General features: G+C 64.8%; 29 protein-coding genes. 13 read left to right on the top strand and 16 right to left on the bottom strand.

All coding sequences use genetic code 11. From position 1 onward, the window contains the following. Positions 1 to 6 precede the first annotated feature (6 nt). From fliE to ABIA42_RS20095, 7 genes are all read left to right on the top strand, one after another. On the top strand, positions 7 to 315 hold the full coding sequence (gene fliE / locus ABIA42_RS20125) for a flagellar hook-basal body complex protein FliE (RefSeq protein WP_028180905.1): 309 nt from the start codon (positions 7 to 9) through the stop codon (positions 313 to 315). A 107-nt stretch (positions 316 to 422) separates the two neighbouring features. Then, a complete protein-coding gene (gene fliQ / locus ABIA42_RS20120; RefSeq protein ID WP_028180904.1) occupies positions 423 to 686 on the top strand; it encodes a flagellar biosynthesis protein FliQ in 264 nt (87 codons plus the stop codon). A 17-nt stretch (positions 687 to 703) separates the two neighbouring features. Further along, positions 704 to 1,474, top strand: coding sequence for a flagellar biosynthetic protein FliR (fliR, locus tag ABIA42_RS20115; RefSeq protein WP_194393047.1), 771 nt, complete (start codon positions 704 to 706; stop codon positions 1,472 to 1,474). Positions 1,475 to 1,487: 13 nt separating this feature from the next. Next, positions 1,488 to 2,567 carry a flagellar biosynthesis protein FlhB gene (gene flhB, locus ABIA42_RS20110; protein WP_370122004.1) on the top strand — a complete coding sequence of 360 codons (1,080 nt, stop codon included), beginning with the start codon at positions 1,488 to 1,490 and terminating at the stop codon, positions 2,565 to 2,567. Between the two features lie 154 nt (positions 2,568 to 2,721). Continuing rightward, complete coding sequence (gene cckA, locus ABIA42_RS20105) at positions 2,722 to 5,301, top strand: cell cycle histidine kinase CckA (RefSeq protein ID WP_271533111.1); 2,580 nt, start codon at positions 2,722 to 2,724, stop codon at positions 5,299 to 5,301. Between the two features lie 285 nt (positions 5,302 to 5,586). Then, positions 5,587 to 6,594 (top strand): Tim44 domain-containing protein, encoded by a 1,008-nt coding sequence (locus ABIA42_RS20100; RefSeq protein ID WP_370143627.1) that lies wholly within the window; start codon positions 5,587 to 5,589, stop codon positions 6,592 to 6,594. 250 nt (positions 6,595 to 6,844) lie between these two features. After that, entirely contained in the window at positions 6,845 to 7,552 is a 708-nt protein-coding gene (locus ABIA42_RS20095) for a glutathione S-transferase (protein ID WP_370122008.1), read from the top strand. A 28-nt stretch (positions 7,553 to 7,580) separates the two neighbouring features. Here ABIA42_RS20095 and ABIA42_RS20090 read toward each other — a convergent pair whose 3' ends face one another. The 3 genes from ABIA42_RS20090 to ABIA42_RS20080 all read right to left on the bottom strand — a co-directional run bounded on the left by ABIA42_RS20090 (position 7,581) and on the right by ABIA42_RS20080 (position 9,330). Further along, positions 7,581 to 8,255 carry an isoprenylcysteine carboxylmethyltransferase family protein gene (locus tag ABIA42_RS20090; RefSeq protein WP_370122011.1) on the bottom strand — a complete coding sequence of 225 codons (675 nt, stop codon included), beginning with the start codon at positions 8,253 to 8,255 and terminating at the stop codon, positions 7,581 to 7,583. A 116-nt stretch (positions 8,256 to 8,371) separates the two neighbouring features. Next, entirely contained in the window at positions 8,372 to 8,545 is a 174-nt protein-coding gene (locus ABIA42_RS20085) for a hypothetical protein (protein WP_194393053.1), read from the bottom strand. A 311-nt stretch (positions 8,546 to 8,856) separates the two neighbouring features. Continuing rightward, positions 8,857 to 9,330: a hypothetical protein gene (locus ABIA42_RS20080; protein WP_271533103.1), complete on the bottom strand. Its 474-nt coding sequence runs from the start codon at positions 9,328 to 9,330 to the stop codon at positions 8,857 to 8,859. A gap of 210 nt (positions 9,331 to 9,540) precedes the next feature. Here ABIA42_RS20080 and ABIA42_RS20075 point away from each other — a divergent pair, with 210 nt between their 5' ends. Next, on the top strand, positions 9,541 to 11,196 hold the full coding sequence (locus tag ABIA42_RS20075; RefSeq protein WP_370122016.1) for a fumarate hydratase: 1,656 nt from the start codon (positions 9,541 to 9,543) through the stop codon (positions 11,194 to 11,196). A 170-nt stretch (positions 11,197 to 11,366) separates the two neighbouring features. Here ABIA42_RS20075 and ABIA42_RS20070 read toward each other — a convergent pair whose 3' ends face one another. From ABIA42_RS20070 to ABIA42_RS20045, 6 genes are all read right to left on the bottom strand, one after another. Beyond that, positions 11,367 to 12,290, bottom strand: coding sequence for an SH3 domain-containing protein (locus tag ABIA42_RS20070; protein WP_370122019.1), 924 nt, complete (start codon positions 12,288 to 12,290; stop codon positions 11,367 to 11,369). 17 nt (positions 12,291 to 12,307) lie between these two features. Beyond that, positions 12,308 to 12,604: a hypothetical protein gene (locus ABIA42_RS20065; RefSeq protein WP_370122022.1), complete on the bottom strand. Its 297-nt coding sequence runs from the start codon at positions 12,602 to 12,604 to the stop codon at positions 12,308 to 12,310. A 205-nt stretch (positions 12,605 to 12,809) separates the two neighbouring features. After that, entirely contained in the window at positions 12,810 to 13,364 is a 555-nt protein-coding gene (locus ABIA42_RS20060) for an inner membrane-spanning protein YciB (RefSeq protein WP_028181201.1), read from the bottom strand. A 12-nt stretch (positions 13,365 to 13,376) separates the two neighbouring features. Beyond that, positions 13,377 to 13,952 carry a hypothetical protein gene (locus ABIA42_RS20055; protein ID WP_370122025.1) on the bottom strand — a complete coding sequence of 192 codons (576 nt, stop codon included), beginning with the start codon at positions 13,950 to 13,952 and terminating at the stop codon, positions 13,377 to 13,379. 77 nt (positions 13,953 to 14,029) lie between these two features. Further along, entirely contained in the window at positions 14,030 to 14,293 is a 264-nt protein-coding gene (locus tag ABIA42_RS20050) for a hypothetical protein (protein ID WP_370122028.1), read from the bottom strand. A gap of 107 nt (positions 14,294 to 14,400) precedes the next feature. Beyond that, positions 14,401 to 15,792: a carotenoid oxygenase family protein gene (locus tag ABIA42_RS20045; RefSeq protein ID WP_370122031.1), complete on the bottom strand. Its 1,392-nt coding sequence runs from the start codon at positions 15,790 to 15,792 to the stop codon at positions 14,401 to 14,403. A 105-nt stretch (positions 15,793 to 15,897) separates the two neighbouring features. Here ABIA42_RS20045 and ABIA42_RS20040 point away from each other — a divergent pair, with 105 nt between their 5' ends. Continuing rightward, the gene (locus tag ABIA42_RS20040; RefSeq protein ID WP_271533089.1) at positions 15,898 to 16,623 is read left to right on the top strand and encodes a TetR/AcrR family transcriptional regulator; all 726 of its coding nucleotides are present in this window, start codon (positions 15,898 to 15,900) and stop codon (positions 16,621 to 16,623) included. Between the two features lie 55 nt (positions 16,624 to 16,678). On the opposite strand, the gene ABIA42_RS20035 is transcribed toward ABIA42_RS20040, so the two are convergent. Continuing rightward, complete coding sequence (locus tag ABIA42_RS20035; RefSeq protein ID WP_370122034.1) at positions 16,679 to 17,284, bottom strand: hypothetical protein; 606 nt, start codon at positions 17,282 to 17,284, stop codon at positions 16,679 to 16,681. A 163-nt stretch (positions 17,285 to 17,447) separates the two neighbouring features. Between ABIA42_RS20035 and ABIA42_RS20030 the strand changes: the two genes are divergently transcribed. Further along, positions 17,448 to 18,014 (top strand): SET domain-containing protein, encoded by a 567-nt coding sequence (locus ABIA42_RS20030; RefSeq protein WP_271533719.1) that lies wholly within the window; start codon positions 17,448 to 17,450, stop codon positions 18,012 to 18,014. A gap of 139 nt (positions 18,015 to 18,153) precedes the next feature. Here the strand turns inward: ABIA42_RS20030 and ABIA42_RS20025 are convergent, their stop codons facing one another. Both ABIA42_RS20025 and ABIA42_RS20020 read right to left on the bottom strand, forming a co-directional pair. Beyond that, a complete protein-coding gene (locus ABIA42_RS20025; RefSeq protein ID WP_370122037.1) occupies positions 18,154 to 18,552 on the bottom strand; it encodes a hypothetical protein in 399 nt (132 codons plus the stop codon). A 37-nt stretch (positions 18,553 to 18,589) separates the two neighbouring features. Further along, the gene (locus tag ABIA42_RS20020; RefSeq protein ID WP_271533084.1) at positions 18,590 to 18,820 is read right to left on the bottom strand and encodes a hypothetical protein; all 231 of its coding nucleotides are present in this window, start codon (positions 18,818 to 18,820) and stop codon (positions 18,590 to 18,592) included. Positions 18,821 to 18,921: 101 nt separating this feature from the next. On the opposite strand from ABIA42_RS20020, the gene ABIA42_RS20015 reads away from it, so the two are divergent. Further along, the gene (locus tag ABIA42_RS20015; protein WP_370122042.1) at positions 18,922 to 19,743 is read left to right on the top strand and encodes a helix-turn-helix domain-containing protein; all 822 of its coding nucleotides are present in this window, start codon (positions 18,922 to 18,924) and stop codon (positions 19,741 to 19,743) included. A gap of 144 nt (positions 19,744 to 19,887) precedes the next feature. After that, the gene (locus ABIA42_RS20010) at positions 19,888 to 20,553 is read left to right on the top strand and encodes a DsbA family oxidoreductase (protein ID WP_370122045.1); all 666 of its coding nucleotides are present in this window, start codon (positions 19,888 to 19,890) and stop codon (positions 20,551 to 20,553) included. A gap of 5 nt (positions 20,554 to 20,558) precedes the next feature. Here ABIA42_RS20010 and ABIA42_RS20005 read toward each other — a convergent pair whose 3' ends face one another. Then, entirely contained in the window at positions 20,559 to 21,728 is a 1,170-nt protein-coding gene (locus tag ABIA42_RS20005) for a GNAT family N-acetyltransferase (RefSeq protein WP_370122048.1), read from the bottom strand. A gap of 112 nt (positions 21,729 to 21,840) precedes the next feature. Continuing rightward, positions 21,841 to 22,773 (bottom strand): transglutaminase N-terminal domain-containing protein, encoded by a 933-nt coding sequence (locus ABIA42_RS20000; protein ID WP_370143626.1) that lies wholly within the window; start codon positions 22,771 to 22,773, stop codon positions 21,841 to 21,843. 181 nt (positions 22,774 to 22,954) lie between these two features. Here ABIA42_RS20000 and ABIA42_RS19995 point away from each other — a divergent pair, with 181 nt between their 5' ends. Beyond that, positions 22,955 to 23,818 carry a transglutaminase family protein gene (locus tag ABIA42_RS19995; RefSeq protein WP_370124028.1) on the top strand — a complete coding sequence of 288 codons (864 nt, stop codon included), beginning with the start codon at positions 22,955 to 22,957 and terminating at the stop codon, positions 23,816 to 23,818. Between the two features lie 87 nt (positions 23,819 to 23,905). Here the strand turns inward: ABIA42_RS19995 and ccoG are convergent, their stop codons facing one another. Together ccoG and ABIA42_RS19985 are read right to left on the bottom strand one after the other, a co-directional pair. Further along, positions 23,906 to 25,345 (bottom strand): cytochrome c oxidase accessory protein CcoG, encoded by a 1,440-nt coding sequence (ccoG, locus tag ABIA42_RS19990; RefSeq protein ID WP_370122053.1) that lies wholly within the window; start codon positions 25,343 to 25,345, stop codon positions 23,906 to 23,908. 36 nt (positions 25,346 to 25,381) lie between these two features. Beyond that, complete coding sequence (locus ABIA42_RS19985) at positions 25,382 to 25,585, bottom strand: DUF2892 domain-containing protein (RefSeq protein ID WP_011088520.1); 204 nt, start codon at positions 25,583 to 25,585, stop codon at positions 25,382 to 25,384. Positions 25,586 to 25,606 lie beyond the last annotated feature (21 nt).

Genomic DNA, 25,606 nt, shown 5'->3' with positions numbered 1-25,606 from the left:
TGAGTCATGGCATCACCGACAATCGCCGCGAACGCCTATGCCAACCTTGCCCGCGTGCTCGAGAACGGCGGCGCCGGCAAGGGCAGCGAGCCGACCGGGCAATCCTTTGCTTCGCTGCTGAAGGACGCCGTCGGCAGCGTCATGGAGTCCGGTCGCAAATCCGATGCGCAGACCGTGGCGATGGCCGCCGGCAAGGCCAACGTGATGGACGTGGTGACGGCGGTCGCAGACACCGACGTCGCGGTATCCACGCTGGTCTCGGTCCGCGATCGCGTGATCGCGGCGTATGAAGACATCATGAAGATGCCGATCTGAATTGGGGAGTGGCGAATGGTGAGTAGCGAGTGGGGGCGTTTCCCATTCGCCGTTCGCTGCTCGCGATTCGCCTCCTTCGAGCCGTCAACGAACAGCGGAATTGCCAAATGACCGGACCTGAAACCCTCGACGTCGCACGCGATGCGATCTGGACCATCGTGATCGTGTCCTCGCCGCTGATGGTGGTCGGCCTCGTGGTCGGCGTCATCGTGTCGCTGTTCCAGGCGCTGACGCAGATCCAGGAGCAGACGCTGATCTATGTGCCGAAGATCCTGGCCATCTTCGCCACGATGCTACTGGCGCTGCCGTTCATGGCCGACTCGCTCCACGCCCACATGATGCGTATATCGTCGCGAATCATCGGCGGCTGAGGCAAGATGCGTGAATTATGCGCATCGACGTCTCGCTGTTGCCGGCGCTCGCCGCTTCCTTCATGCTCGCCTTCGCCCGGGTCGGCGCGATGGTGATGCTGCTGCCAGGGCTGGGCGAGACCAACATCCCGACGCGGATAAAGCTGTCGATCGCGCTGATGCTCACGCTGATCATCCTGCCGCTGCATCGAAACGCCTACCAGGTCGACATGGGCTCGCTCGCGCCGCTGCTGGTCCTGATGCTGCATGAGATCGCGATCGGTATCGTGCTGGGCGCGACCGCGCGCGTGACGCTGTCGGCGCTCCAGGTTGCGGGATCCGTGATCGCGCAACAGATGGGGCTCGGTTTCGTCACCTCGGTCGATCCGACGCAGGGACAGCAGGGCGTGCTGGTCGGCAACTTCCTGACCATTCTTGGCGTGACGCTGCTGTTTGCCACCGACAGCCATCATCTGGTGATCGCCGCGCTGAACGACAGCTATACGATCTTCTCGCCGGGCGAGACCGTATCGAGCGGCGATGTCGCCTCGCTGGCGACGCGCGCCTTCACCGCCGCGTTCCGCCTGGGCTTGCAGCTCTCGGGACCGTTCCTGGTGTTCGGCCTCGTCTTCAACATCGGGCTCGGCGTGCTTGCGCGGTTGATGCCGCAGATGCAGGTCTATTTCGTCGGCGTGCCGCTGTCGATCTTCGCAGGCTTCCTGGTGCTCGCCGTGGTGCTGACCGCGATGATGGGCACGTTTCTCGATTATTTCATCGGTGTCATGCACCAGATGATGCCGCTCAAGTAACAGGGATCGGTCGATGGCGGAAGACAACGATCCCGAGAGTCAAACAGAAGACCCGACGCAAAAGCGCCTCGACGATGCGCTCGAACGCGGCGACGTCGCCAAGAGCCAGGAGATCAACACCTGGTTCATGATGGCGGGCGGCACGCTCGTGGTCTCGACCTTCTCGGGCTCGGTCGGCAGCGGGCTGCTGACGCCGATGCGCAACCTGCTCGCCAATTCCTGGATGATCAAGACCGACGGCAAGGCTCTGCTCGCGCTGATGCAGCAGATCGAATTCGTCGTGCTCGCGGCCGTCGGCGTCCCCCTCTTGATGCTGATGCTGGCGGCGATTGCCGGCAACATGCTCCAGCACCGCCTGGTGTGGTCGGCCGAATCCCTGAAACCCAAATTCAACAAGATTTCGCCCGGCGCCGGCTTCAAGCGCATCTTCGGCAAGCAGGCGGCCGCCAATTTTCTCAAAGGCATCGGCAAGCTGGTCTTGCTCGGCGCGGTCATGACCATGATCCTGTGGCCGGAGCGGCACCGCATGGAGGCGATGGTCCGGCTCGATCCGGCCGCCATGCTCGGCGCGACCACCAGCATGACCATTCATCTGCTCGGAGCGGTGGTCGCGGCGCTCGCGATCGTCGCCATCGCCGATTACTTCTTCCAGTACCGAAGCTGGTTCCAGCGGCAGAAGATGTCGCTTCAGGAGATCAAGGAAGAATTCAAGCAATCCGAAGGTGACCCGCACATCAAGGGCAAGATCAGGCAGTTGCGGCAGCAGCGCGCCAAGAAGCGCATGATGGCGGCGGTTCCCAAGGCCTCGGTGATCATCACCAACCCGACCCACTATTCGGTGGCGCTGTCCTACGAGCGGGGCATGTCCGCGCCGATCTGCGTCGCCAAGGGCGTCGACAACCTCGCCTTCAAGATCCGGGAGATCGCGCGCGAGCACGATATCCCGATCGTGGAGAACGTTCCGCTGGCCCGGGCGCTCTACGCTACCGTCGACATCGACCAGGAAATCCCGACCGAGCACTATCATGCGGTCGCCGAAGTCATCGGCTACGTCATGCGGCTGAGGCGCGGATTCAGCGCCGGGCGGGGATAAAACACCCGAAAAATACCGGAAATGGCCGTAATCTGGGAATCAGCGTACCTTTCGCCGCTGCTGCCCTTGCACCTTTGGGTCCGATTCAGGCAGGGAGGACCCCACGCGCCCCGTAACGCGTTGATTCTCTGCCGACAGGCTGCGCCAGCTCGAGATGACTGCTGAGACCGACCACGACCTCACACGCGAGCCCGTTGCGGCGCACGAGCCGTCGCCGCGCTCGGGCAGCATTGCGCTGGTGCTGCTGGTGGCCGCCGGCCTCGTCGCGGTCGCCGTCGGGCTGATGACGCTCGGGCGCGCGCAGGCGCAGCCCTATATCCTGGGCATCCTCGCCGTGCTGGCGATGGTCGGCCTGTTCAACCTGTTCGCCTTCGCCGCCGGCATCATCCGCTTCGCGGACCGCAATCTCGATGATCCCATCATTGGCCACATCTCCGATCACGCGTTCGACGGGCTCGCAGTCACCGATGCGCGCGGACACGTGGTTTATTCCAACGCCGCCTATCTGACGCTGACCGGCGCCAGCGGCCCCCAGGACGTGCGTCCTGTCGAGCGTGTCTTCATCGGCAACCCTGATGTCTCCGAAGCGGTGTTCCGCCTGCTCAAGGCCGCCCGCGAAGGAAAGCGGCAGCAGGAAGAGGTGCGCATCTCCGGCCAAGACGGCAGCCAGGGCCGCTGGTTGCGCATGCGGGTGCGCCCGCTCGGCACCGGAAAGCGCGAGGCGAAATACGCGGTGTGGTCGATCGCCGACATCACCCGGGACCGCGAACGCCAGGAGGACGTATTCCAGGAGCTCCAGCACGCGATCGAATATCTCGATCACGCGCCGTGCGGCTTCTTCTCGGTCAATCCGGTCGGAGAGCTCGCCTATGTCAATGCGACGCTGGCGAACTGGCTCGACTACGATCTCGCCGAGATCGGTTCGGGCGGCCTCAAGCTCACCGACATCGTCTCCGGCGACGGCGCCTCGCTGCTGACCTCGATCGTGGCGGTGCCGGGCGAGGTGAAGACCGAGGTTTTCGACATCGACCTGCGCATGCGCACCGGCAAGACCATGCCGGTGCGGCTCTATCACAAGCTCGCCTTCGGCGCCGACGGTGCGCCAGGGCCGTCGCGCACGCTCGTGATCAGCCGCGCCCGCGACGAGCGCAGCGACCCCGACCGCGCCGCCGAAGTGCGCTTCATGCGCTTTTTCGACCACACGCCGATGGCGATCGCGACCGTCGATCGCGCCGGCAATGTCGTGCGAGCCAATGCGCGCTATGCCAAGCTCGGACAGGCGCTCGGGCTCGACAGTGCCAGCAAGTCGATCTTCCGCGCGGTCAGCTCGCGCGACCGGCAGCTTTTGATCGCCGCCATCAACCAGGCCGCCGAGGGCAAGGCCGACATCGCGCCGGTCGAGGTGGCGCTGGAGGGGGGCAAGGAGCGCTGGGGCCAGTTCTTCGTCACGCCGGTCGATACGGCCGAGAACGAGGCGGAAGCCGCCATCGTGCACATGCTCGAGACCACCGAGCGGCGCGCGCTGGAGAACCAGATCAACCAGTCCCAGAAGATGGAGACGGTCGGCCAGCTCGCCGGCGGCATCGCCCACGACTTCAACAACGTGCTGTCCGCCATCATGATGGCGAACGACTTCCTGCTGAACGCGCACAAGCCGACCGACCCGTCGTTCCAGGACATCATGCAGATCAAGCAGAACGCGACGCGCGCCGCGACCCTGGTGCGGCAGCTGCTCGCATTCTCGCGCCGCCAGACGCTGCGGCCGCAGGTGCTCGATCTCGGCGACGCGCTGTCCGATCTCACCATGCTGCTGCGCCGGCTGATCGGCGAGAAGGTCAAGCTCGACCTCGTCCACGGCCGCGACCTCTGGCCGGTGAAGGTCGATGTCTCCCAGTTCGAGCAGGTGATCGTCAATCTCGCGGTGAACGCGCGCGACGCCATGCCCGATGGCGGCAAGCTGATCATCCGCACCGCCAACGTCACCACCGACGACGCCGCGAAGCTCGCCTACAAGGGCATGCCGGCTGCGGATTATGTCCGGATCGAGGTCGCCGACACCGGCACCGGCATTCCCGCCGACATCCGCGACAAGATCTTCGAGCCGTTCTTCTCGACGAAGGAAGTGGGCAAGGGCACCGGCCTCGGGCTCTCCACCGTCTACGGCATCGTCAAGCAGACCGGCGGCTTCATCTATGTCGATTCCGAGCCGGGGCAGGGCACCTCGTTCCATATCTTCCTGCCGCGCCATCACGCCGAGCAGGACGTGCAGGTCGAGCAGCCGGCAGCCGCGGCCAGCGCGACCGGCGGCGTCGCGAAGGAAGCCGCGCCCGCCGAGGCCAAGCCGCGCACCGATCTCACCGGGCAGGGCACCATCCTGCTGGTCGAGGACGAGGAGGGCCTGCGCGCGCTCAACGCCCGCGGCCTGCGCTCGCGCGGCTACACGGTGGTCGAGGCCGAGAACGGCGTCGAGGCCATGGAGATGCTGGAGGAGCAGAGCGGCGCAATCGATCTCGTCGTCTCCGACGTCGTGATGCCCGAAATGGACGGCCCGACGCTGCTGAAGGCGATGCGGGAAAAGAACCCCGACATCAAGTTCATCTTCGTCTCGGGCTATGCCGAGGACGCGTTCGAGAAGAGCCTGCCCGAAGGCCAGCAATTCGACTTCCTGCCGAAGCCCTTCACGCTCAGCCAGCTCGTGGCGGCGGTAAAGGAGACGATGACGAAGCAGGGGTGAGAGCCTCGATGCCGTCACTGCGAGGAGCCGTTGCGACGAAGCAATTCAGGCTGCTCTCTCGGAGAGATTCTGGATTGCTTCCGCTGCGCACGCAATGAGAGGGAAAAAGCGGAATTTTCGTCGAAAGAGCGCCGGTAACCCGCGGCCACGGTTCCCTGCCACGCCCGGCCAAGCCCACGCCAAATATGGGCTTTTGCCACATCCCCGCGACTGAGGGCCGCAGTCACGGGCTCCGAAACCGGCTTCACTTTTCGGGAAGTCTGCCCATCTTAAGCGCACGTCCCCATGCCGGGGATTTGGGAAACGCACATGACTTTCTCGCTACGCTCCCGCAGTCTCTTCAAGGCGATCGCCGTCGTGCTGGCGCTTGCGCTGCCGACTGCACTCGCGATCTCGTCCGCCGACGCGCGCGCCGGCGGCGGCATGTCGTCGGGTTCGCGCGGTTCGCGCTCCTATTCGGCCCCGCCGTCGACCACGACCGCGCCGGGCTCGACCTCGCAGTTCAATCGCACCTACACCCAGCCGGGCGCAGGCATGAATTCGGCTGCCTCCGCGCCTGCGCGCGGCGGCCTGTTCGGCCGGGCTGGCGGCTTCATGGGCGGCCTTGCGGCCGGCTTCCTCGGCGCTGGCCTGCTCGGCATGCTGTTCGGCGGCGGCCTGTTCGGCGGCCTCGGCGGCCTGTCCTCGATCCTCGGCCTGATCATCCAGATCGCGCTCGTTGTGCTGGTGGTGCGGCTGGCCATGTCGTGGTGGCAGCGCCGTCACGCCCCGCGGGCGGCTTATGCCAATGCAAATGCTGATGCAGGCGCAGCGCCTGGACCGCAGACGAGCCATCGCAGCGGTCTTGCCGGTGGTCTTGGCGGCTTCGGCTTCGGTGCCAACAACGCGCCGCTCGAGATCAAGCCGGACGACTATGAGGCGTTCGAGCGTCTGCTCGGCGAGGTTCAGACCGCCTGGTCGAACGAGGACGTGGCCAAGCTGCACACGCTCGCGACGCCGGAAATGGTCTCCTATTTCGAGCAGGACCTTGCCCAGAACCGTGCGCGCAACGTCGTCAACAAGGTGACCGACGTCAAGCTGCTGCAGGGCGACCTCGCGGAAGCCTGGCGGGAAGGCGAGACCGAATACGCCACGGTGGCGCTGCGCTTCGCGCTCACCGACAAGACGGTCGAACGCAACACCGGCGCCATCGTTGCCGGCAGCGAGCAGCCGGGCGAGGCGACCGAGATCTGGACGTTTGCCCGCAGGCCGGGCAGCGGCTGGGAATTGTCGGCGATCCAGCAGACCAACTGATCGCAAGCGGTTTGCGAGGAAGGGCGTCGTGCCTCGGGCACGGCGCCCTTTTCGTTGGGCCCACCGCTCTCTTCGCGCCAGTGCGAGCATTGCAAAGCAATCCGGAATCCCTTCCGCGGAACGACTCCGGATTGCTTCGCTGCGCACGCAATGACGGAGTGTTTAGCGCCAGCCGTCGCTGCGGCGCTGACGGAACCTTGCGGCGAGTGATACATTGGTTCCGTCGCTCCACGTGCACGGATCCCCTCCCATGAAATACGAGCTCTATTACTGGCCCGAGATCCAGGGCCGCGGCGAATATGTGCGGCTGGCGCTGGAGGAGGCGGGGGCCGCTTACGTCGATGTCGCGCGCGGTCCGCGCGGGACTGCCGCGATGATGAAGATGATGGATGCGCACGAGGGCACGCCGCCTTTTGCGCCGCCGTTCCTGAAAGCAGGCAAGCTCGTCATCGGCCAGACCGCCAACATCCTGCTCTTTCTCGGTGCCCGCCATGGGCTTGCGCCGAAGACGGAAGCCGGCAGGCTCTGGGTGCACCAGCTTCAGCTCACGATCACGGACTTCGTCGTCGAGATCCACGACACCCATCATCCGCTCGGACCCTCGCTCTATTATGAGGACCAGAAGGCACCGGCGAAAAAGCGCACGGCCGACTTCTGGGAAGAGCGCGTGCCGAAATATCTCGGCTATTTCGAGCGGCTTCTCGAGGGGAGCGGCGGCACCTATGTCACCGGTCGCCGCCTGACCTACGTCGATCTCTCGCTATTCCAGATCGTCGACGGGCTGCGCTATGCCTTCCCCAGGCGCATGAAGGCGTTCGAAGCGGATGTCCCCGGCCTTGTCGGTCTGCACGATCGCATCGCCGCGCGGCCGAACATCAAGGCCTATCTCGAAAGCGAGCGCCGCATTCCCTTCAACGAGCAGGGTATCTTCCGCCGCTACCGCGAGTTGGATGGTTAGCCGGTCCGGACGGGACAATGATCAGCCCTCACCAGACGCCGGGGAGGAGGCGATAGTGTACCTGCGCCGCATATTCGGTATAGCCCGGCAGGCCCTCGCGCAGCGTGCGCTCCTCGATGGAGATGCGGACCGCGAGCAAGGCGATGAAGAGCGGCAGCATCGCAAGTCCCCACCACGACCCCAGCAGCAACGGCAGGCCGGCGAAGAACAGCACCATGCCGCTGTACATGGGATGGCGGACATGGGCATAGGGACCGGTCGAGATCACGTGCTGCGCACGCTCGGTCTGCAGCTTCACCACTGGGGCGGCGAATGAGTTCTCGCGGAAGACCCACATGATGAACAGTGTCGAGGCCAGAAACAGCACGAGGCCGAGCGCCTGCAACGTAGTCGGCACGTCGGAGGATTGAAGGCGCCGGTCAAGCCCCATCACGACCAGCCAGGCCAGCATCGCGAACACGAAGGCCGTCATGAACATCTTGTCCGCGGCGGGCTGATCCTTTTGCAGCACCGGCCGCAGACGTTCGGCCAGCAGCGCCGGATCGATCCGGTAGAGCCACCAGCCGCAGAGCGGGCCGAGGAGCGCGGAGGTGGCGAGGAACGTCCAGGCCGACGGCCACTGCAGTGTTCCGGCGCATGCGAACAGCACCGCGCCCATTGCGACGACGAAGACCGTGTTCTGCAACAGCAGGCGTGCGATCATGCGCAGGTCCCGGGTGAGCGGCGCACGATATTGGTGCAACTATCCGGCAAAGATGCGGCCGGACGCGCGAAAGGCCCGATCGACCGGATCGGGCGCTTCAGCCGTGGCAAGCCTGATCAGGCGAGCTGATCGATCCGCGTGCCCTGGCCCGGCGGCAGGGGCGCGGGCGGTTGCGGCTTGAAGGTCGGATCCTCGTCCTTGACCTTGGTCTGGTCGTCCTGCTGCTTGGTCGTGTCGTAGTTAGGGACCACGATCGCGATCGGCGGGGGCGCCACGGTGGAAACCTTCATCCACAAATCCTCACATATGGAAACAATTCAGCCTGCCCCGCGAGGAGCGAAATTTCCTTCAAGCCAATCGCTAAAATGCGAGGGAATGGTGCGGTGGGATGGGCTGCTTTTCAGCGTCACGTGCCGGTCTGCGTGAAACGACGAGACCTCTCCTCGCCATCGCGAGGGGCTCTTGCGACGAAGCGATCCAGGCTGCTTCTGCCGATGGACTTCCGGATTGCTTCGCTTCGCTCGCAATGACGGACCATGTGGCGAGTTGCGTCGCGCCACATGCGCATCGTGTCCGCAGCGAGAGCGGGGCTGCGCCCCGCCTATTCGTCCTTGCCGCGGGTGATCGCGATGGAAGCCTCCGTCTTGGAGCGGGTGCATTCCATGTTGAGCCGGCGATAGCGCATGCTGACCTTGTCGCCGCGCAACAGGCCCATCCGCTTCAGGCAGCGTGTCGCGCCCGTCGTCGTGTCGTCCTTCGTCACGGTGAAGACGATCGCGGCCATCGATCCCACCAGCGCATAGAACTCCGGCTTGGGCTTGCGATCACCTTTGGCATAGAGCTCGATCGAGTACTTGTCGCCGCGGCAGGCGACGGACAGTTCCTTGGCCGCCGGGTGCGTCATGTAGACGACGTTGGCCGCCCGGAAATTCACCTTCAGGCGATCGACCTGGTTTGCAAGCTCCTTGGCGCTGTCGTCGCAGCGGTCGGCGCGCGCGGGTGAGGCGAGGGCCACAAGGCCGGCGATGGCGGCGGCGACCAGGATCGCGCCGCGGACGTTCAAGTTCAATGTCATGATGAAAAGCCCCTTAGCGCGCGCATTCAAGCGTCGGCGGGCCCGAAGCGCAAGGGCGGGCGGAGGCATTTCCACGAGCTGTGCCAATGCCTTCCCGAGCCCGGCCAGCCTCTCCCATGCGCACCGCTCCCTTTCTTTTCTGGCCAAAATGCGCTTAGAACCCTTCTATGCCTAGAGGCCCGCGAGGCCCCGAAACCCGAGATCCGCCCCATGAACGCTCCCACCGCCTTTCCCGATCAGTCCAAGCCCGTTCCGCCCTACAAGCACACCCCGCTGTTCCCGCTGGGCAAGGACGAGACGCCCTACAAGAAGATTTCGTCCGAGGGCGTCAGGGTCGAGAAGGTCCTCGGCAAGGACATGCTGGTGGTGTCGCGCGAGGCGTTGCGGGCGCTGTCGGAGGCGGCTTTTGGCGACATCAACCATTACCTGCGGCCCGGGCATCTGAAGCAGCTCCGCGCGATCCTGGAGGACGGCGAGGCGAGCCCGAACGACAAGTTCGTTGCGCTCGACTTCCTGAAGAACGCTAACATCGCGGCCGGCGGCGTGCTGCCGATGTGCCAGGACACCGGCACCGCGATCATCATGGGCAAGAAGGGGTGCAACGTCATCACCGACGGTGACGACGAGGCCGCGCTGTCGGAAGGCGCGCGCGACGCGTATCTCCGGCGCAATCTGCGTTACTCGCAGGTCGCGCCGCTCTCGATGTACGAGGAGAAGAATACCGCCAACAACATGCCGGCGCAGTGCGAGATCTACGCCGAGGGCGATGATGCCTACAAGTTCATGTTCATGGCGAAGGGCGGCGGCTCCGCCAACAAGAGCTTTCTGTTCCAGGCGACGCCCTCGGTGCTGACCAAGGACCGGCTGCGCGCTTTCCTCAAGGAGAAGATCCTCACGCTCGGCACCGCGGCGTGCCCGCCCTATCACCTCGCCATCGTGATCGGCGGCACCTCGGCCGAGCTGTGCATGAAGACGGTGAAGCTTGCCTCAGCGCGCTATCTCGACGCGCTGCCGACGCACGGCTCGCCCGACGGCAATGCCTTCCGCGACGTCGAGATGGAGAAGGAAATCCATGAGATGACGCAGTCGCTCGGCGTCGGCGCGCAGTTCGGCGGGAAATATTTCTGCCACGACGTGCGCGTGATCCGTATGCCGCGCCACGGCGCATCGCTCCCGATCGGGCTTGGCGTGTCCTGCTCTGCCGACCGCCAGGTGCTCGGCAAGATCACCAAGGACGGCGTCTATCTAGAAGAGCTCGAGCACAACCCGGCGCAGTACTTGCCCCAGGTCGAGCAGTCGCTCGGCGGCGAGGTCGTCAAGATCGACCTCAACCAGCCGATGAAGGACATCCTGGCGACGTTCTCGAAATATCCGATCAAGACGCGCGTCTCGATGTCCGGGACCATGATCGTCGCGCGCGATAGCGCGCATGCCAAGCTGCGCGAGCGGCTGGAGAAGGGCGAGCCGCTGCCGGACTATTTCAAGAACCACCCGGTCTACTATGCCGGCCCCGCCAAGACTCCCGAGGGCTATGCCTCCGGCGCGTTCGGTCCGACTACTGCGGGCCGCATGGATTCCTTCGTCGACCAGTTCCAGGCCGCCGGCGGATCGATGGTGATGGTGGCCAAGGGCAACCGCGCGCCCGCCGTGCGCGAGGCCTGCAAGAAATATGGCGGCTTCTATCTCGGCTCGATCGGCGGCGCCGCCGCGAACCTCGCCGAGCACTGCATCAAGAAGGTCGAGGTGCTCGAATATCCCGAGCTCGGCATGGAAGCGATCTGGCGCATCGAAGTCGTCGATTTTCCGGCGTTCATCATCATCGATGACAAGGGGAACGACTTCTTCAAGGAGTTGAACCTGGGCTAGCCTTACATACCGCGCACGCGCGCAGTGATGTCACATGTGCCTTCGCAGGAGACCGTCATGCCCGGGCTTGTCCCGGGCATCCACGTTCTTCGTGCCGCGAGGAAGGCGGTGGATGGCCGGGACAAGCCAAGGTCAAGCCCGGCTATGACGATGCGGAAGCTTCCGCGGCCCTAACTGCAATTCGTGACCTGGTTCGAGCACAGCGCGCGCCACCAGCCGCGGACGCCGTCGTGGCTCTCGACGAGGCCCCAGAGGCCGCTGCACGCGAAGATGCGCCTCGGGCCGCCGTCGGTGTCGAGCGCGCCGCCGAGCTCGCGCTGCGCCGGCATCCATTTAGCATCGACGAAGGGTGCCTGGAACAGCCCGCCCATGCGCGTGGCGCCATTGGCATAGGCCGCACCCACCTTGTTGGAGGCGACCCAGCCGCGCCCGGCATAGGGCTTTGGCGCGCTGCGCGGATATCTCTTCTCGTCCTCGTAGTCCTTGCCCGGCGGTTTGGCGCCCTCGATCAGGAACCAGCCATCCTTGAAACCGATGATGCGGAATTCGGTGAGCCAGCCACCCTCGGGCGTGTTCTCGCTGCCGCCGAGCTTCAGCCGATAGGGCGGCGGCAATGTGCCGAGCACGCGGGCCTTCGTTGAGGGCTCGGCGCGCACATTGAGGCCGCCCGGGTCCTTGTCGATGGACCAGGCGCCGAGATCGCAGGGCTCGGTGCCTTCGGGCAGGCTGGCGCGCTTGGCGGCGACATCGGCGTGCAGCTTTGCGAAATCGGTGTCGTCATTGTCAGGATCGGGCCCGGTGCGCGGCTTCAACTCCGCCGAGACTGCGCGCGCCCCATCCGCCGTCAGCGTAACCACGAGCGCCTGGCGTGCGGCGAACACGCTTGCGGGCGTCTTCGGATCATTCGATCTCGCGGGGTCAACGGCGAGATAACGGGTCGAGCCATCGGTCCGATAGGCGGTGCCGGCCACAAAGCCTGGCGGCACCATGGCGAGCGCGCTTGCGCGCCACGCCGGTTCGGTGTCTTCCGCGTGCGCCGCCACCGATGCTGCGACACACAGCAACGTCGCCGCTACGAGGCGGATGTTGGGCATGTGCCGAAGCCGCGGCGTTACGCCCGTACGCCCGTAAACGGAAAGCTGCCCATCGGGCCGATGCCCATCTCGCCGCTCATGCTGTCGCCGGAGATCTTTCCGATGAACTCGAGGGTCAGCGGCATCGGATTGGTGATGGAAACCTTCCAGTTGACGGCGTCGCCACTGATGGTGCCGTCGAAGATCTCTGCGGTGTTGCCCTCTGCGCCCTGCGTGCCTGTCAGCGTGCCGCCGGAACTCAGCAGGGTCAGCGTCGCCTGGCGCTCGCCCATCGGCGTCGTCATCGTCAGATTCCAGTTGCCGTCTACGGCCATTCCCGTCTCCCGAACAGATTTCGGCGGTCCGCGACGATCCGCGGGCCGTCCTGAGCGAGGCTATAGCCCAACTTGCGGCTCCTGCCTAACCCTGCGCAAAAGCATGATCCGGAAAAGTGCGCAGCGGTTTTCCGAAAAGATCATGCTTAAACAACGACCTAAAGCGCGATGACGATTCATCCCAATCGCACCGTGCTTAGGGCATTTAGGCGCGGGCGGCGGCACGCCGGCGGCTGGTGACGATGAGGCGCAGGACGACGTATTGCACGGCAAAGGCCAGGATCTTGCCGCCGCCTGCGACCACCGTGAGGTAGAACGCCCACAGCTTCAGATCGCCTGTGGAGGCGACCACGATCACGCCGGCGCCGATCACGAACATTAGCGCCGCCCAGGCATAGCCCGCAGCCGTCACATATTCCGGAACGGTCTCGACGACGATCGGCGGCATGTAGCGCAGCATCCAGCCGCGCTTGAGCATGATGAGGCCGATCGCGAAATGCGCGATCGCGGGCTTTGCCAGCATGAAGCGGGGATCATTGGTCAAGAGCGTGACCGTGCCCAGCACGACGACGAGCGCGAGGCTCGCATAGGTCATGTAGTTGAGCTCTTGTCCCTTGATGCGGGCGTAGACCACTTGCGCGAACGCGCCGGCGATCGCCACCGACGTCGCCAGGATGACGTTGTCGGTGATGAGATAGACGACCAGGAAGACGATGGCGGAGAAGAGGTCGGAGGCGAGGCGGGCGAATACGTCCTTCATCGTCGATCCTGTTCAGCGAGCATTGGGCAATGCGCGGGCAGGCGTACCGTACTTGATCTGGCAATGCTCGGGATACCACTTTGTGAAGTAAATCGCACTGTTGCGGGCGGCAAAAGCAACCGCAAGGCTCGACCAGAGCGGCAGGCCGGGGGCGTAGAGCAGCACGAGATTGGCGGCCGTCATCAACAGGGCGGCTGCCGTCCACGCGGCGGTGATGATGTAATTGGCGCGGAGAAAGCCGGGCATCGCCGTGGTCTCGGTCGGCACAGATTCGAGCGCATATTGCAGCGTGAAGGGACGGCGGATCAGCATCGAGCCCAGCGAGATGACGAAGATGCCGACGTCGACCGACAGCTTGACGCCGAGCGTGCCGAGCGCGGGATCGATCAGCGCAAGGTAAAGGCCGATCGCTGCGAATAAGATCGCCGAGCCCGCGGCGAGGATTTTCACGGAGCGGCCGCGCGCGACATCGATCGCGACCGTGCCGAGGCAGATCGCGGAAGCCGCGAACACGCTTGAAGTGGCCGAGGTCACCAGCATCAGAAAAGTGAAGGCGCCGTAGGGCGCAAGGATCACGAAAATCGTCATGGGTCGCCTCGGTCAAGCCGATCTTTACGATGTAAAGATTAGTAGTTCAAGAACGAGGTTTGGGTCAAGCAAAATCTTTACAGTGTCAAAATGACGTAGGCGACCTCCAAAAAGTGAAGTACAGCAACGACTTGGTCGGACAATTCGTCGGCTAGCTCCGCCCATGGCAGGCGCGACAGGATCGGCAGCGCAGAGACGATGAGAAGGCCGGCGGCGAACAGGATGCCGCCGTTGAAGATTGCGTGGCTGCTCCGCCGCAGCCGGATCATTCGGAGGGCGAGCGTGATGCAGGCGAGGGCGAGGAGGGCGAAGCAGCCCGTGGTGATCGAGGGCATGTGCATGGGAAACTCCTCTTTTCGTCATCCGGGGCGACGCCAAGCGTGAACTAGGTGGCGCAATTGCGCATCATGGTTCGCGACTTCGTCGCGCCCCGGAATGACGATGATGGCTACGCCGCGCCCACCCAATTGCCGTGAAAGCCGTCGGGCACACGGTGCCCGAGCTGGACGAGTGCGACCGGGCCGGCCTCGACATCGGTGGCGTTGAACACGGCGAGGTCGCTGCGGTTCTCACGCGCCCGCCAGATCACCGCCAGCAGCCAGCCGTCGCCCTCGGCCGCATCTTTCGATCGCTCGACGAACACCGGTTCGGAGATGGTGTCGCCGGCCGGCAGCAGGTAATGGCCGAGCCTTCGGCCGTTGCCGTCGACATGCACGATGCCCGACAGCGCGCCGAACATCGGCAGTTTCGGATTGGCGCAGGCGTACCAGCCGTGTCGGTTTTTCAGTCCGGCGCGGCGGTCGTCGATGCGGGGGAATTCGCCGGTGAGATCGTCGAGGTATGTCTGCTGGAAGCGGTCGGTATTGCCTGCGAGATCGAACGTCCAGCGGCAGTGGCGGGCCCGCGATTTCTCCGGATCGGTGGGGCGGCCATCGGGATGCGGAAACAGCGGCGCTTCCTCAAACTGCATGACGTCGGCGACGATGCGGTGACCGTCTTCCCACGCATTCATGACGTGGAAGACGTAACAGGCCTCGCTGCGAAACCAGACGATGTCCTTGGCGGTGCCGCTGCGCTTCATCACGCCGACATAGGCGCCCTTGTCCGGCTCCCAGGCATAGGGCGGCCGTCCGCTCATCGCGCGCTCCATGCTGCCCGTGATCGGGAGGATCGGAAACAGCACATGGTTTTCGGTGACGATGAAATCGTGCACCATGCTGGCATAGGGCGCCTCGAAGCGCTCGAAGCGCGTCGCCTTGCCGGATGCGTCGATCGATCCGTAGGAGAGGGCAGGCGTCAACGGTCCCGCGGCGTTGTAGCCGAAGAACACCAGTTCGCCCGTGACGGGATCGATCTTCGGATGCGCGGTAAAACTGCCGGCGACGCGGCCCTGATAGTTGTGATAGCCGCGCGTCGCCAGCGTGCCCGGCTCGATCTCCGTGGGCAGGTGCGCTTCTTCCAGCGCGAGCAGCTTGCCGGCATGGAAGATGATGTTGGTGTTGGCGACGCCACCATCGGTGAGGTTGGCCGGTGCATCCGGCAGCTTGCGGCCGAAGCCGCCGAACAGGGCCCGGCCGGCATCGTGCTCGGCGAGCCATTTCGGCGTGCGGACCCATCGGTTGCGATAGCTTGCGCGGCCGTTTTCGAGATGGAAGGCGTGCAGCATGCCGTCGCCCACGAACCAGTGCGCGCCGGGCGATTCGAACTGCGGATTGGGACCGTTGCGGTAGAGCGTGCCGTTCAGCTCGCGCGGCAATTCGCCGATGATCTTGAGGAAGGGCGCGTCGGCCTCGAACGGGATCGGTGCGATATTGTTGCGGCGCTCGGCGGCCTGCTGCACGGCGTTGCTCCCTATCTTTACATCGTAAAGATCAGATAATGCCGATTGCCGTTCCGGTCAAGCAAAATCTTTACACTGTCAATATCGCGTCATATAGCTTGTCCCATGGGCAAGAGCGAAACCGCGCGTAACCCGCGCACTCCGAAAAAGACATCGTCGGCAGCGAAGGCGCAGGCGCGTCCCGCACGGCGCCCGGCGGCTGCGAGGACCGAGACACCCTATCATCACGGTGCCCTGCGCGAGGCGCTGCTCAAGGCCGCCGAACGCGTGCTAGAGCGAGATGGGCTCGCCGGCCTGACATTGCGCGCGGTGGCGCGCGAGGCGGGCGTCTCGCATGCCGCGCCCACTCATCATTTCGGCGATCTCACGGGGCTTCTCAGCGAGCTCGCCGCCGTCGGCTTCCGCCAGTTCAACGCCGCGATGGCGTCGGCCTGCGATGCCGCCACAACGCCGCTCGAACGCGCGCTGGCGAGGCCGAAAGCCTATGTTGCCTATGCGCAGGCGCATCCCGGCATGTACGGCATCATGTTCCGCACCGAGCGGCTCGACTATTCGAGACCCTCACTGCACGAGGCCGCCGAGGCGTCCTTCGCGGGGCTTGCCAATGCGATCGGCATGATGCGGCAGGAGCAGATCAGCGAAGACGCGCTGACGCTGACCCAGGGCGCGGCGATCGCGCGCGCCTGGTCGATGGTGCACGGCTTCACGATGCTGCTGCTCGACGGGCGGCTCGAGGACATCCTCGATCGCTTGCCTGAGGGGACGACTGCCGAACGCCTGCTCGAGGCGATGCTGACGGCGCCGATCACTGGCAAGCCGACGGGCCCCTGATCCCAACGCAACTCCCGCCATGGTGAGGCGTCTATCGCCGCGCCAAGGCGAGAGGCTAGCGCATCGTGGCCAGCTCGACGGCGCGCCCGCTTGTGCCGATGATCTTCACCTTGTCCTTGCCGCACGTGAAGCCCCGGGCGAAATCGTCCGCGGCCTTGCGGGCGAGCTCATTGGCAGCCGGGTTGGCGATCGCGTCGACATAGGCGACGTGGCAGACCGGGCCCGGCGGGAGCCGGGTCACCACCAGCATGGCTTTGGTCTTCGGCCGTCCCTGCTTGTCGGGATCGGTGTTGTCCGCGATGTGCCAGCGCTGGATGATCGCAAACGGCTTTTCGCCGGCAGTGCGCCATTCGACGGTGCTTTCCGATGAGTTGAACGGCGCGAACCAGACGTCGGCTGCCGGTTCCTCGGCCGCTTGCTTGCGATTGCGGCCGACGGAGACGATCTCGCGCAGATCATCCTCGGCGATCAGCACCACGAGCCCGTCCTTGCCCGGACACACCCGCGTGGTGCTGCCATCGAGGTCGCTGGGCTTGCCGATCTGGCGGCAGTCCTTCGGCGACGTCGAGGTGTAGCTGCTGCCCACGGATTGGGCGTTGGCGCAGCCGAGGCCGGCGCAGATCAGCAGCGCGGTGAGCGATGGGGCGGTCATACGGATCATGATGACACTTCGAGGCAGCTGGAACTTCGTACCATCAGACGCCTTGACTGTGGGCAAGGTTCAAACAGCGCCGCCAGACACCTGACAGCGGCGCGGAATCGTTCTAGAAGAGCGGCTTCGCTTGGGCTCCTCCAGCCTCATTCGCGCCTTCGTACTCCTGATCATGCCAGCCACATCCTCGAACAAACCCTATCGCGTCGGCCGTTCCAAGACCGGGCTCGGCCTCTTCGCCACCAAACCGATCAAGAAGGGCACCCGGATCATCCGCTATTTCGGACCGATCCTGGATTCCAGGATTCCCGAGCAGGACGAGATCGAGAACAAATATCTGTTCGAGCTCAACGGCCGCTGGACCATCGACGGGTCGGTGCGCAAGAACCTCGCCCGCTACATCAACCATTCCTGCCGGCCCAACGCCGAATCCGACGTCCGGCCGCGCGAGCGCAAGGTCTTCATCCGCGCCATCAAGAACATCGAGCCGGGCGAGGAGATCAACTACGATTACGGCACCGACTATTTCAAAGCCTATCTGAAGCCGATCGGCTGCAAGTGCGACTCCTGCGAGAGGAAGCGCAAGAAGCTGCGCGCCGAGGCGCGAGCCGAACGCGCCACGGTGAAGGCGCGGGCCGAGCGCAAGGCCAAGAAGGCGGATACGAAGAGCGCGACGGCGAAAAAGAAGAAGTTGAACGGCAAGCACTTCGCCGGCAAGGTCGGTCGCGCAAGGGCATAACAAGCTCACGCTTCCTGCTCAGGTGTCACGGAGCCGGGACCGAACCATCCTCACGCCGCAGCTTGTCCGCATGGGTTGATTGTCTCTGGAAATTGTCGTCGCCCGGCCGAGCCGGGCGACGATGGCACGTGGTGAGGCCTCACGCTGCCACCACGCTCCCGCTCTTCCGCAATCCCACATATTGCAGCTCGGCGAACACGCCGGTCGCGATCGCCTGCGCCACGACCATGAGCTCGCCGGCGAGGTTCGGCGACACCGCGCCCGAAAGCAGCAATGCGATGCTGCCGACCGTCCAGGCCGCATTGCCGATCACGATCAATAGAACGAGCGGTTTCGCCACGGTGGCCCGCGAGGTGAGCCAACCCACCAGGGCGGTGTAGGCGATCAGGAACAGGCCGGCTTCGAGCAGCAGCATGTCCGGCAGACTGAACAGCCTCGCGAACGCGCCTGCACCGAAGGTGAAGCCGAGCGCGGCGATGCCGCTGAAGACGGCGTCGGCGAGAAGTGCGCGGCGCAGGAAGGTGGATGCTTCGATCATCTTGGGTCTCCTTGGTTGGGGTGGGGTCGGGGTGAAGTCAGCGCAATCCGCGCCACCAGGCGCGAGCGAGGCGGGCGAGGCGGAACGGGCAGAGGCTCCTGCCGACGCCGTGCTCGAAGGCGATGACCCGGGCGACGACATAGTCGCCGGTCGAATGCACCAGCGGCTCCGGCACGTTGAGGCTGCGCGCCAGCATGCGGGTCGCGAAGGCCGTAGCCCAGGGCAAGACGTGGTCTGCGATGGTCCGATAGAGCAGCAGCGCGATCATGGTCATCTCCTGTTGCGACCAAAGATGCGCGCGTCTGCGCCCCAATTCGATTACCTTGCGGGTAATGGAAGGGCGGAAACCCGCGTGGTAGGTTTCGGGTCATGAACGCACATGCTTCCACGGCACGTACCGAACGCAGCCAGCCGGTCCATATCGGCGACCATTTGCGCGAATGGCGGCAGCGCCGCCGCATGAGCCAGCTCGATCTCGCGGGCGAAGCCGAGATCTCGGCGCGGCATCTGAGCTTCGTCGAGACCGGCCGCGCCGCGCCCTCGCGCGACATGGTGCTGAGGCTCGCCGAGCGCCTCGACGTGCCCTTGCGCGAACGCAACGTGCTGCTGGTCGCCGCCGGTTTCGCGCCGGCGTTCCCGCAGCGCACGCTGGAGGATCCCGCCTTGAAATCAGCCCGCCGGGCGATCGACCTGGTGCTTAAAGCACATGAGCCCAACCCCGCGCTTGCGGTGGACAGGCACTGGAACCTGGTCTCCGCCAATCGCATGGTGGCACCGCTGCTCGCAGGCGTCCCGCCGCATCTGCTCGGCCAGCCCCTCAACGTGCTGCGGCTCGCGTTCCATCCCGAGGCGCTGGCGCCTCGCACGGTCAATCTCGCGGAATGGTGCGGCCATCTGCTGGAGCGGCTGCACCGCCAATGCGAGGCCACGGCCGATCCCGAGTTGATCAAGCTCTACAATGATCTGAAGAGCTATCCCATTCCGGCGCGTTCGGCGCCGCTGTCGAGCGACAATGTCGCCATTCCCTTCAAGCTGCGGCACGAGGGCGAGATACTTAGTTTCTTCTCCACCACCATGGTGTTCGGTACGCCCGTGGACATCACGCTGTCGGAGCTGGCATTGGAGACGTTCTTTCCGGCCGACGAGCGCACGGCCGAACGGCTGAAGCAGATCGCGGCAGCCATGACGTAGCGCCCCGTGCCTCGCGCCTGAGCGCGTGCGTCTCGAAGGATGGCCGCAGGGAAAAGCTCTCATATGCGATAGCCCTGCTTGCCTCGGGGCGGGTTCTGCTTATCTTTGGGCGAACCCCGTGACCTGCCCGAAGGAGGCGCTGACATGAGCACGCTGAAACCGCTCCAGATCGACGTCGTCTCCGACGTGGTGTGCCCCTGGTGCTATATCGGCAAGCACCGGATCGAGAGCGCGCTGGCGCTCGTGCCCGACGTTCCCGTCAAGCTCAATTTCCGTCCCTTCTTCCTCAATCCCTGGGTGCCGCGCGAGGGCATCAGCCGCGAGGCCTATCTCACCCAGAAGTTCGGCTCCGTCGAGGCCTATAAGGGCATTGCGGGGCGCGTCGTCGCCGCGGCGGGCGAGGAGGGCCTCGTCTACAAGCCCGAGCTGGTGGCGCGCCAGCCCAACACGACCGACTGCCATCGCCTCATCCTGTGGGCGGAAGCGATCGGCAAGGCGCCCGAGATGAAGCAGCGCCTGATGGAGCTGTACTTCCGCGACGGCGGCGATCTCACCGATGTGAACGTGCTGGTGCAGGCGGCGGCCGATGTCGGCCTCGATGCCGACGACGTGCGCAAGCGCCTCGCCACCGACGAGGACGTCGCACGCGTTTCGGCGGATGCGCAGGAAGCCGCCGAGAAGGGCATCTCCGGCGTGCCGACCTATGTCTTCGCGCAAAAATACGCCGTGTCCGGCGCGCAGGATCCGAACCTGCTCGCGCGCGCCATCCGCCAGGTCTCGGCGGAGATCAACGCGGAGGCGGCGGAGTAGCTGTTCTATCTACGAAGCAGGCGAACTGCGCGGCGCGCCGTTGCGTACGCGATGCCGTGCGCCGCGACCGCCGCGTGAACCAGCGTCACGACCGGATCGTAACGGCGCAGCGGGATCAGCACATCGCCGATCGCGAAGCGTCCGCGCCAGATCGGATTGATCATGGGGTGATCGGCGCTGGCCGTCGAGTCCGCGCTGGCGATGGCGGGATCGGCGCAGAGGTGGCGGGTGAGCTCGAGGGTGAGCTGCACGCCCGGCGAATATTTCGCGAAGTGTTCGTCGATGCCGAGCTTGAAGAAGAAGGCGCGATCCTGGTGGCGCAGCACGATGCCGGCGGCGACCGGTGTCGTGCCGGCGCGAAGCGTGACGATCTCGCATTGCGCGGTCTCTGCAAGCGCGGGGACGGCGCGGCGGATGAAGGTCGCATCGCCCTCATGCTGGACCAGCGCGGTGCCGCGCTTGCCCTTCCAGCCGCCGGCTTCGAGCTGCAAGAATGTCTCGAGCGCCGGCCCGATCTCGTCGGGCTTGCGCGCGACCTCGAACACGACGGCGCCGTGCTCTTCGAGACGATGGCGCTGGCGCCGCAGCTCCTTGAGCTTCTTGGCGCCGAGCGCCTCGCGCAGCAGCGTTTCGCCATCCTGTGTCGCATCGAGGCTGGCGCGGATGTAGGAGGAGAGGATTCGCGGCTTCAGGCCGGCGCGGCTCAGGACCTGCTTGAGCACGTCCATCGCGGCGCCGTCGAGCGCGACGTCGGTCAGCACGAGCGCATGCGCGCCGGCCTCGCGCGCCTGCTGCAACAGCCGCGTGGCGGCCTCGATCGGCGCATCGCCGTCGATCAGCGGGCTGCACAGCGTGCCGTAGGGATGCGCGCTCGCCAGCGCGGGCAGGGGGATCTTCCAGGCGCGCCAGAGCGAGATGACCGGCATCAGTCCGATCAGCCGCGTCGAAGATTCATCGAATGCCGGCAGTGCCGAGGCATTGCTGCGGCCCCGCGCGGTCGCACTGACAGCCAGCTCCCAGGCGGGCAGGTAATATCCGTTCGGCTCGACCGCGCGCTGCGCGAGTGCGCGCCACTGGCCGGGGTCGATCGCCGTGAGCGGGACGAGCGCGCGCGCGGCTCCGGCATCCCTTGCCGATGCCGGATTGATCGCTGCCTGATGCGCGATGTCGACCACGTCCGTCGTCCCCGTTTACGCGGGCAAAGCCCGTCTCAGGAGGATCATCCTTAGCGCAAAGATTGGAAAATAGCGTTGGGACACAGAACCAATTCGAGCGGTCCCGTTAACGTCACGTTGAGGATACCGCAGCCCGATCGGGCGCCGCCGTGCCCGTCTCCTCGGGCTCCGGCATGGTCTCCGTCTTCACGTTGACCGCGACCTCCATTCCGAGCTCGTCGTCCGCCTCCCCCCAGTAGGACCCCGAGAGCGGAATCGCCTGCGCCGGCGTCCGGGCAACTCCGACCCTGATCAGATCGCGGTTTCCGACAATCCCGTTGGTTGGATCGAACTCGACCCAGCCCGAGCCCGGCACGTAGATCGAGCACCATGCGTGGGTCGAGCCTCCGCCCAGTCGTGCCGGGCCGTCGCGGTCCGGCACGTAGACGTAACCGGTGATGAAGCGGGCCGCAAAACCGAGCGATCGGGCGGCCTCCATCATCAGCAGGGCAAAATCGCGACAAGTTCCCTGCTGCAGGTCGAGCGTTTCGGCGGGCGTTTGCGTGCCATGCGAGGTTCTCCTCCGATAGGAGAAACCTTCGGCGATAGCTTCGTTGAGCGTCATCAGCAGTTGCCCCGTCGGCCGGCTCGCCGAGGGTGCAATGAATTTCGACAACCAGTCGTCGACGGCGACGTCGCCGGGATGATGCCGGAGCATGTACGGTGCAAGATCCGGCAACTCGGTCTCGTCGTAGGCGAACGGATGCTCGCGGGCGTATGGCTCGATCCGGAAATCCGGCGCGTTCTCGGGTGTATGCTCCAGCCGGATCGTGGTCTCGAATTCCAGCACGTCGGTTCGGGCCGCAAAATCGACGAGGGTTACGCAATTGCCGAACACATCGTGGATCCAGCGGATTTCCGACGGCTCGGGGCGCACTGCGAGTTGGCATGCGAGCAAGCGCTGATCGAAGCTGTCGCGGGGACGAAACAGCAACTGGTGCTGCCCAAGCCTGACGGGCTGCCGGTAGTGGTAGGTCGTGCTGTGGTGGACGGAATAGAGGGGCATCTGTTGTACTCAGGCTCGCACCATATGAACCTGCTTCTGCATCGGTTCCAAGAGCCCAATTGTGTGTGCACACCGCACAAATGCCTTGCATTTCAGCAGGTTCGCGGTAGCGCACGCGGAACCAATGATCGCCAGCGGAGCTTGTCGATCGACATCAATGGCGATGCGAGAGGACACGATCTTGAGGATCCGGGCAGGCTACGACATTGCGTTCAACTGTTTTCAGGATGTGCCGATGGTCCTGATGCTGACCGTTCATCCGTCAAGGCAAGGCGACCTTCTGACCGACCATGCCATCCGGGTGTCGCCGAACGTTGCGCTCAGGGACTACGAGGATTGGTTCGGCAACATCTGCACGCGGCTCGTCGCCCCTGTCGGTCAGATCAACATTCGAAACGAGTTCATCATCGAGGATGGCGGGTTGCCCGACGAGGTTGTGCCTCATGCCGAACAGATTCCGTTGGACCGGCTTTGCGACGAAGCGCTGGTGTATCTTCTCGGCAGTCGCTATTGCGACACCCAGCGGCTGACGGATCTGGCGTGGTCGACGTTCGGTCACATCAGCGGCGGCTGGCGCCGCGTCCAGGCGATCTGCGACTACGTTCACGGCCATATCAAGTTTGGCTATCAATTCGCACGAAGCGACCGGACGGCTTCCGAAGGCCACCAGGAGCGTATCGGAGTTTGCAGGGACTTCGCGCACCTGGCCGTCACCTTGTGTCGCTGCATGAACATCCCGGCCCGTTACTGTACCGGTTACCTCGGCGATATCGGCGTGCCGCCGGACCCGGCGCCGATGGATTTCAGCGCCTGGTTCGAAGCCTACATCGGCGGGCGTTGGTACACGTTCGATGCACGGCACAATCATCCCCGCATCGGCCGCGTCGTGATCGCGCGCGGCAGGGATGCAGCCGACGTCGCCATTTCGACTGCCTTTGGCCAAGCGGAACTCGTGCACTTCAAGGTGATCACGAATGAAGTGCGGGACTGTGATGCCATTCCGACCCGACCTGCGATGGCGCTGGATCAGCGGCTGTTCGCTTGAGTTGGCGGAGCGCCTGGCGTCTCCGGTTCCGGTCGTAGCGGCTTGACCCTCCATTCCTCCCCTGTGCCGGCGATGTCCAACCGGTGGCTATTTGTCACCCGGGACGAAATGGTCACGGGCAGCAGCGCGCTCGCCGCTGACCGTGTCGGTGATGGCGATATCGATGTCGCGCGAGGCCTTCGGCAGATCGGCCGGGCCGACCTGCACCGACAGCCGGACTTCGCCGGTCTGATCCTGACCGACCTCGACCACGGACTTGCCGTCGGAACTCGGCGCGATGCCCGCAACGCGAAGGGTCGCGCCGGGCAGGCCCGAGACTTCGATCGCGAACGATCGTTGCGGGCCCTTGTTGAGGATGCGGACGGTGTAGTCGTTGCGGACACCTCCATCCGAGAGCTGGACGAACAGCGGATTGCGCTCGTGCAGCACGTTGACGTCCATCGTCGCGCGCGTGGCGAGCGTGTACAGCATGATGCTGCCGACGATGGCGATGGCTGCGGCGTAGACCAGGGTGCGCGGACGGACGACGCGGTAGATCAGCGGCTTGCCTTCGCGCCGGCGCTGCATGTTGATGTCGGTGTCGTAGCCGATCAGGCCCGCGGGCCGGCCGATCTCGCGCATGACGTTGTCGCAGGCGTCGATGCAAAGGCCGCATTGAATGCAGCCAAGCTGGATGCCATGGCGGATGTCGACGCCGGTCGGACAGACGTTGATACACTGATGGCAGTCGACGCAGTCGCCGGCCAGATCACCATGGGCGCGCGCGGCATCCGCCTTCTTCACCGACATGCGCGGCTCGCCGCGGTCGCGGCGATAGGTGACGTTGAGCGCCCATTCGTCGGTCAGCGCCGCCTGGATCCGCGGCCACGGGCACATATAGATGCACATCTGTTCGCGGGCGTGGCCGGCGAAGACGTAGGTGGTGGCGGTGAGAATGCCGATCCAGAGATACGCGATGAAGGGCGCCTGGAAGGTCGCGAGCTCCTTCACCAGCGTCGGTGCGTCTGCGAAATACAGCACCCAGGCGCCGCCGGTCCACCATGCGATCATGATCCAGAGGAAGTGCTTGAGTGCGACCTTCCGGATGTGATCGAACGTCCAGTAACGCTTGTCGCCCTGCATGCGCTCGCGCCGGTCGCCTTCGACCCAGCGCTCGACCGCATAGAACAGGTCGGTCCATACGGTTTGCGGACACAGGTAGCCGCACCACAGCCGGCCGGCGACTGCGTTCATCAGGAACAGCGTCATGGCCGCGATGATCAGCAGGCCGGTGAAATAGTAGACCTCCTGCGGCCACAGCTCGATGAAGAAGAAGTAGAAGCGCCGATGCGGGAAGTCGATCAGCACGGCCTGGTCGGGCAGGCCAGGTCCGCGATTCCAGCGTACGAACGGCAACAGATAATAGGTCCCGAGCGTGACGCAGAGGATCGCCCATTTGATGCGGCGGAAAGGGCCGTGGACCGACTGTGGATAGACCTTCCTCCGCTTCTCGTAGAGGGGTCCCTCGATGAAGGTGTCGTCGGTCATGGCAAGTTCCCCCGCATCACAGGCTGGATTGTGCGTTCAGGAGAACGCGCAACCGCTGCTCAGGCCCAGCTTCTTGAACACGATCGCTGCCGGGCAGAAGCCGGTGAACGAGGCCTGCAACATGTTCAGCCCGGCAAATGCCGTCAGCAGGTACCAATACGCATTCACATAGGTGCCCAGTGCGAGACCGAGCAGGACGACGAATCCCGCAAAGGCGAGAACGGCTTTATCGACATTCATGGCAGGCTCCTTTTTATCTGG

This window comes from Bradyrhizobium sp. USDA 327 (genome assembly GCF_041262065.1).
Taxonomy (GTDB): domain Bacteria; phylum Pseudomonadota; class Alphaproteobacteria; order Rhizobiales; family Xanthobacteraceae; genus Bradyrhizobium; species Bradyrhizobium liaoningense.
This window is presented reverse-complemented; position numbering and strand designations above follow the sequence as displayed.

Bases quoted from the DNA above. Each gene is read 5' to 3' on its own strand.
- ABIA42_RS20080 (WP_271533103.1), bottom strand. From the start codon at position 9,330: ATGACATTGAACTTGAACGTCCGCGGCGCGATCCTGGTCGCCGCCGCC.
- ccoG (WP_370122053.1), bottom strand. From the start codon at position 25,345: ATGACCGACGACACCTTCATCGAGGGACCCCTCTACGAGAAGCGGAGG.
- ABIA42_RS20070 (WP_370122019.1), bottom strand. From the start codon at position 12,290: ATGCCCAACATCCGCCTCGTAGCGGCGACGTTGCTGTGTGTCGCAGCA.
- ABIA42_RS20095 (WP_370122008.1), top strand. From the start codon at position 6,845: ATGAAATACGAGCTCTATTACTGGCCCGAGATCCAGGGCCGCGGCGAA.
- ABIA42_RS20075 (WP_370122016.1), top strand. From the start codon at position 9,541: ATGAACGCTCCCACCGCCTTTCCCGATCAGTCCAAGCCCGTTCCGCCC.
- cckA (WP_271533111.1), top strand. From the start codon at position 2,722: ATGACTGCTGAGACCGACCACGACCTCACACGCGAGCCCGTTGCGGCG.
- ABIA42_RS20035 (WP_370122034.1), bottom strand. From the start codon at position 17,284: ATGATCCGTATGACCGCCCCATCGCTCACCGCGCTGCTGATCTGCGCC.
- ABIA42_RS19985 (WP_011088520.1), bottom strand. From the start codon at position 25,585: ATGAATGTCGATAAAGCCGTTCTCGCCTTTGCGGGATTCGTCGTCCTG.
- ABIA42_RS20090 (WP_370122011.1), bottom strand. From the start codon at position 8,255: ATGATCGCACGCCTGCTGTTGCAGAACACGGTCTTCGTCGTCGCAATG.
- fliR (WP_194393047.1), top strand. From the start codon at position 704: ATGCGCATCGACGTCTCGCTGTTGCCGGCGCTCGCCGCTTCCTTCATG.
- ABIA42_RS20100 (WP_370143627.1), top strand. From the start codon at position 5,587: ATGCCGGGGATTTGGGAAACGCACATGACTTTCTCGCTACGCTCCCGC.
- ABIA42_RS20030 (WP_271533719.1), top strand. From the start codon at position 17,448: ATGCCAGCCACATCCTCGAACAAACCCTATCGCGTCGGCCGTTCCAAG.
- fliE (WP_028180905.1), top strand. From the start codon at position 7: ATGGCATCACCGACAATCGCCGCGAACGCCTATGCCAACCTTGCCCGC.
- ABIA42_RS20050 (WP_370122028.1), bottom strand. From the start codon at position 14,293: ATGCACATGCCCTCGATCACCACGGGCTGCTTCGCCCTCCTCGCCCTC.
- fliQ (WP_028180904.1), top strand. From the start codon at position 423: ATGACCGGACCTGAAACCCTCGACGTCGCACGCGATGCGATCTGGACC.
- ABIA42_RS20025 (WP_370122037.1), bottom strand. From the start codon at position 18,552: ATGATCGAAGCATCCACCTTCCTGCGCCGCGCACTTCTCGCCGACGCC.
- flhB (WP_370122004.1), top strand. From the start codon at position 1,488: ATGGCGGAAGACAACGATCCCGAGAGTCAAACAGAAGACCCGACGCAA.
- ABIA42_RS20040 (WP_271533089.1), top strand. From the start codon at position 15,898: ATGGGCAAGAGCGAAACCGCGCGTAACCCGCGCACTCCGAAAAAGACA.
- ABIA42_RS20055 (WP_370122025.1), bottom strand. From the start codon at position 13,952: ATGACGATTTTCGTGATCCTTGCGCCCTACGGCGCCTTCACTTTTCTG.
- ABIA42_RS20060 (WP_028181201.1), bottom strand. From the start codon at position 13,364: ATGAAGGACGTATTCGCCCGCCTCGCCTCCGACCTCTTCTCCGCCATC.
- ABIA42_RS20065 (WP_370122022.1), bottom strand. From the start codon at position 12,604: ATGGCCGTAGACGGCAACTGGAATCTGACGATGACGACGCCGATGGGC.
- ABIA42_RS20010 (WP_370122045.1), top strand. From the start codon at position 19,888: ATGAGCACGCTGAAACCGCTCCAGATCGACGTCGTCTCCGACGTGGTG.
- ABIA42_RS20085 (WP_194393053.1), bottom strand. From the start codon at position 8,545: ATGAAGGTTTCCACCGTGGCGCCCCCGCCGATCGCGATCGTGGTCCCT.
- ABIA42_RS20000 (WP_370143626.1), bottom strand. From the start codon at position 22,773: ATGCCCCTCTATTCCGTCCACCACAGCACGACCTACCACTACCGGCAG.
- ABIA42_RS20020 (WP_271533084.1), bottom strand. From the start codon at position 18,820: ATGATCGCGCTGCTGCTCTATCGGACCATCGCAGACCACGTCTTGCCC.
- ABIA42_RS20015 (WP_370122042.1), top strand. From the start codon at position 18,922: ATGAACGCACATGCTTCCACGGCACGTACCGAACGCAGCCAGCCGGTC.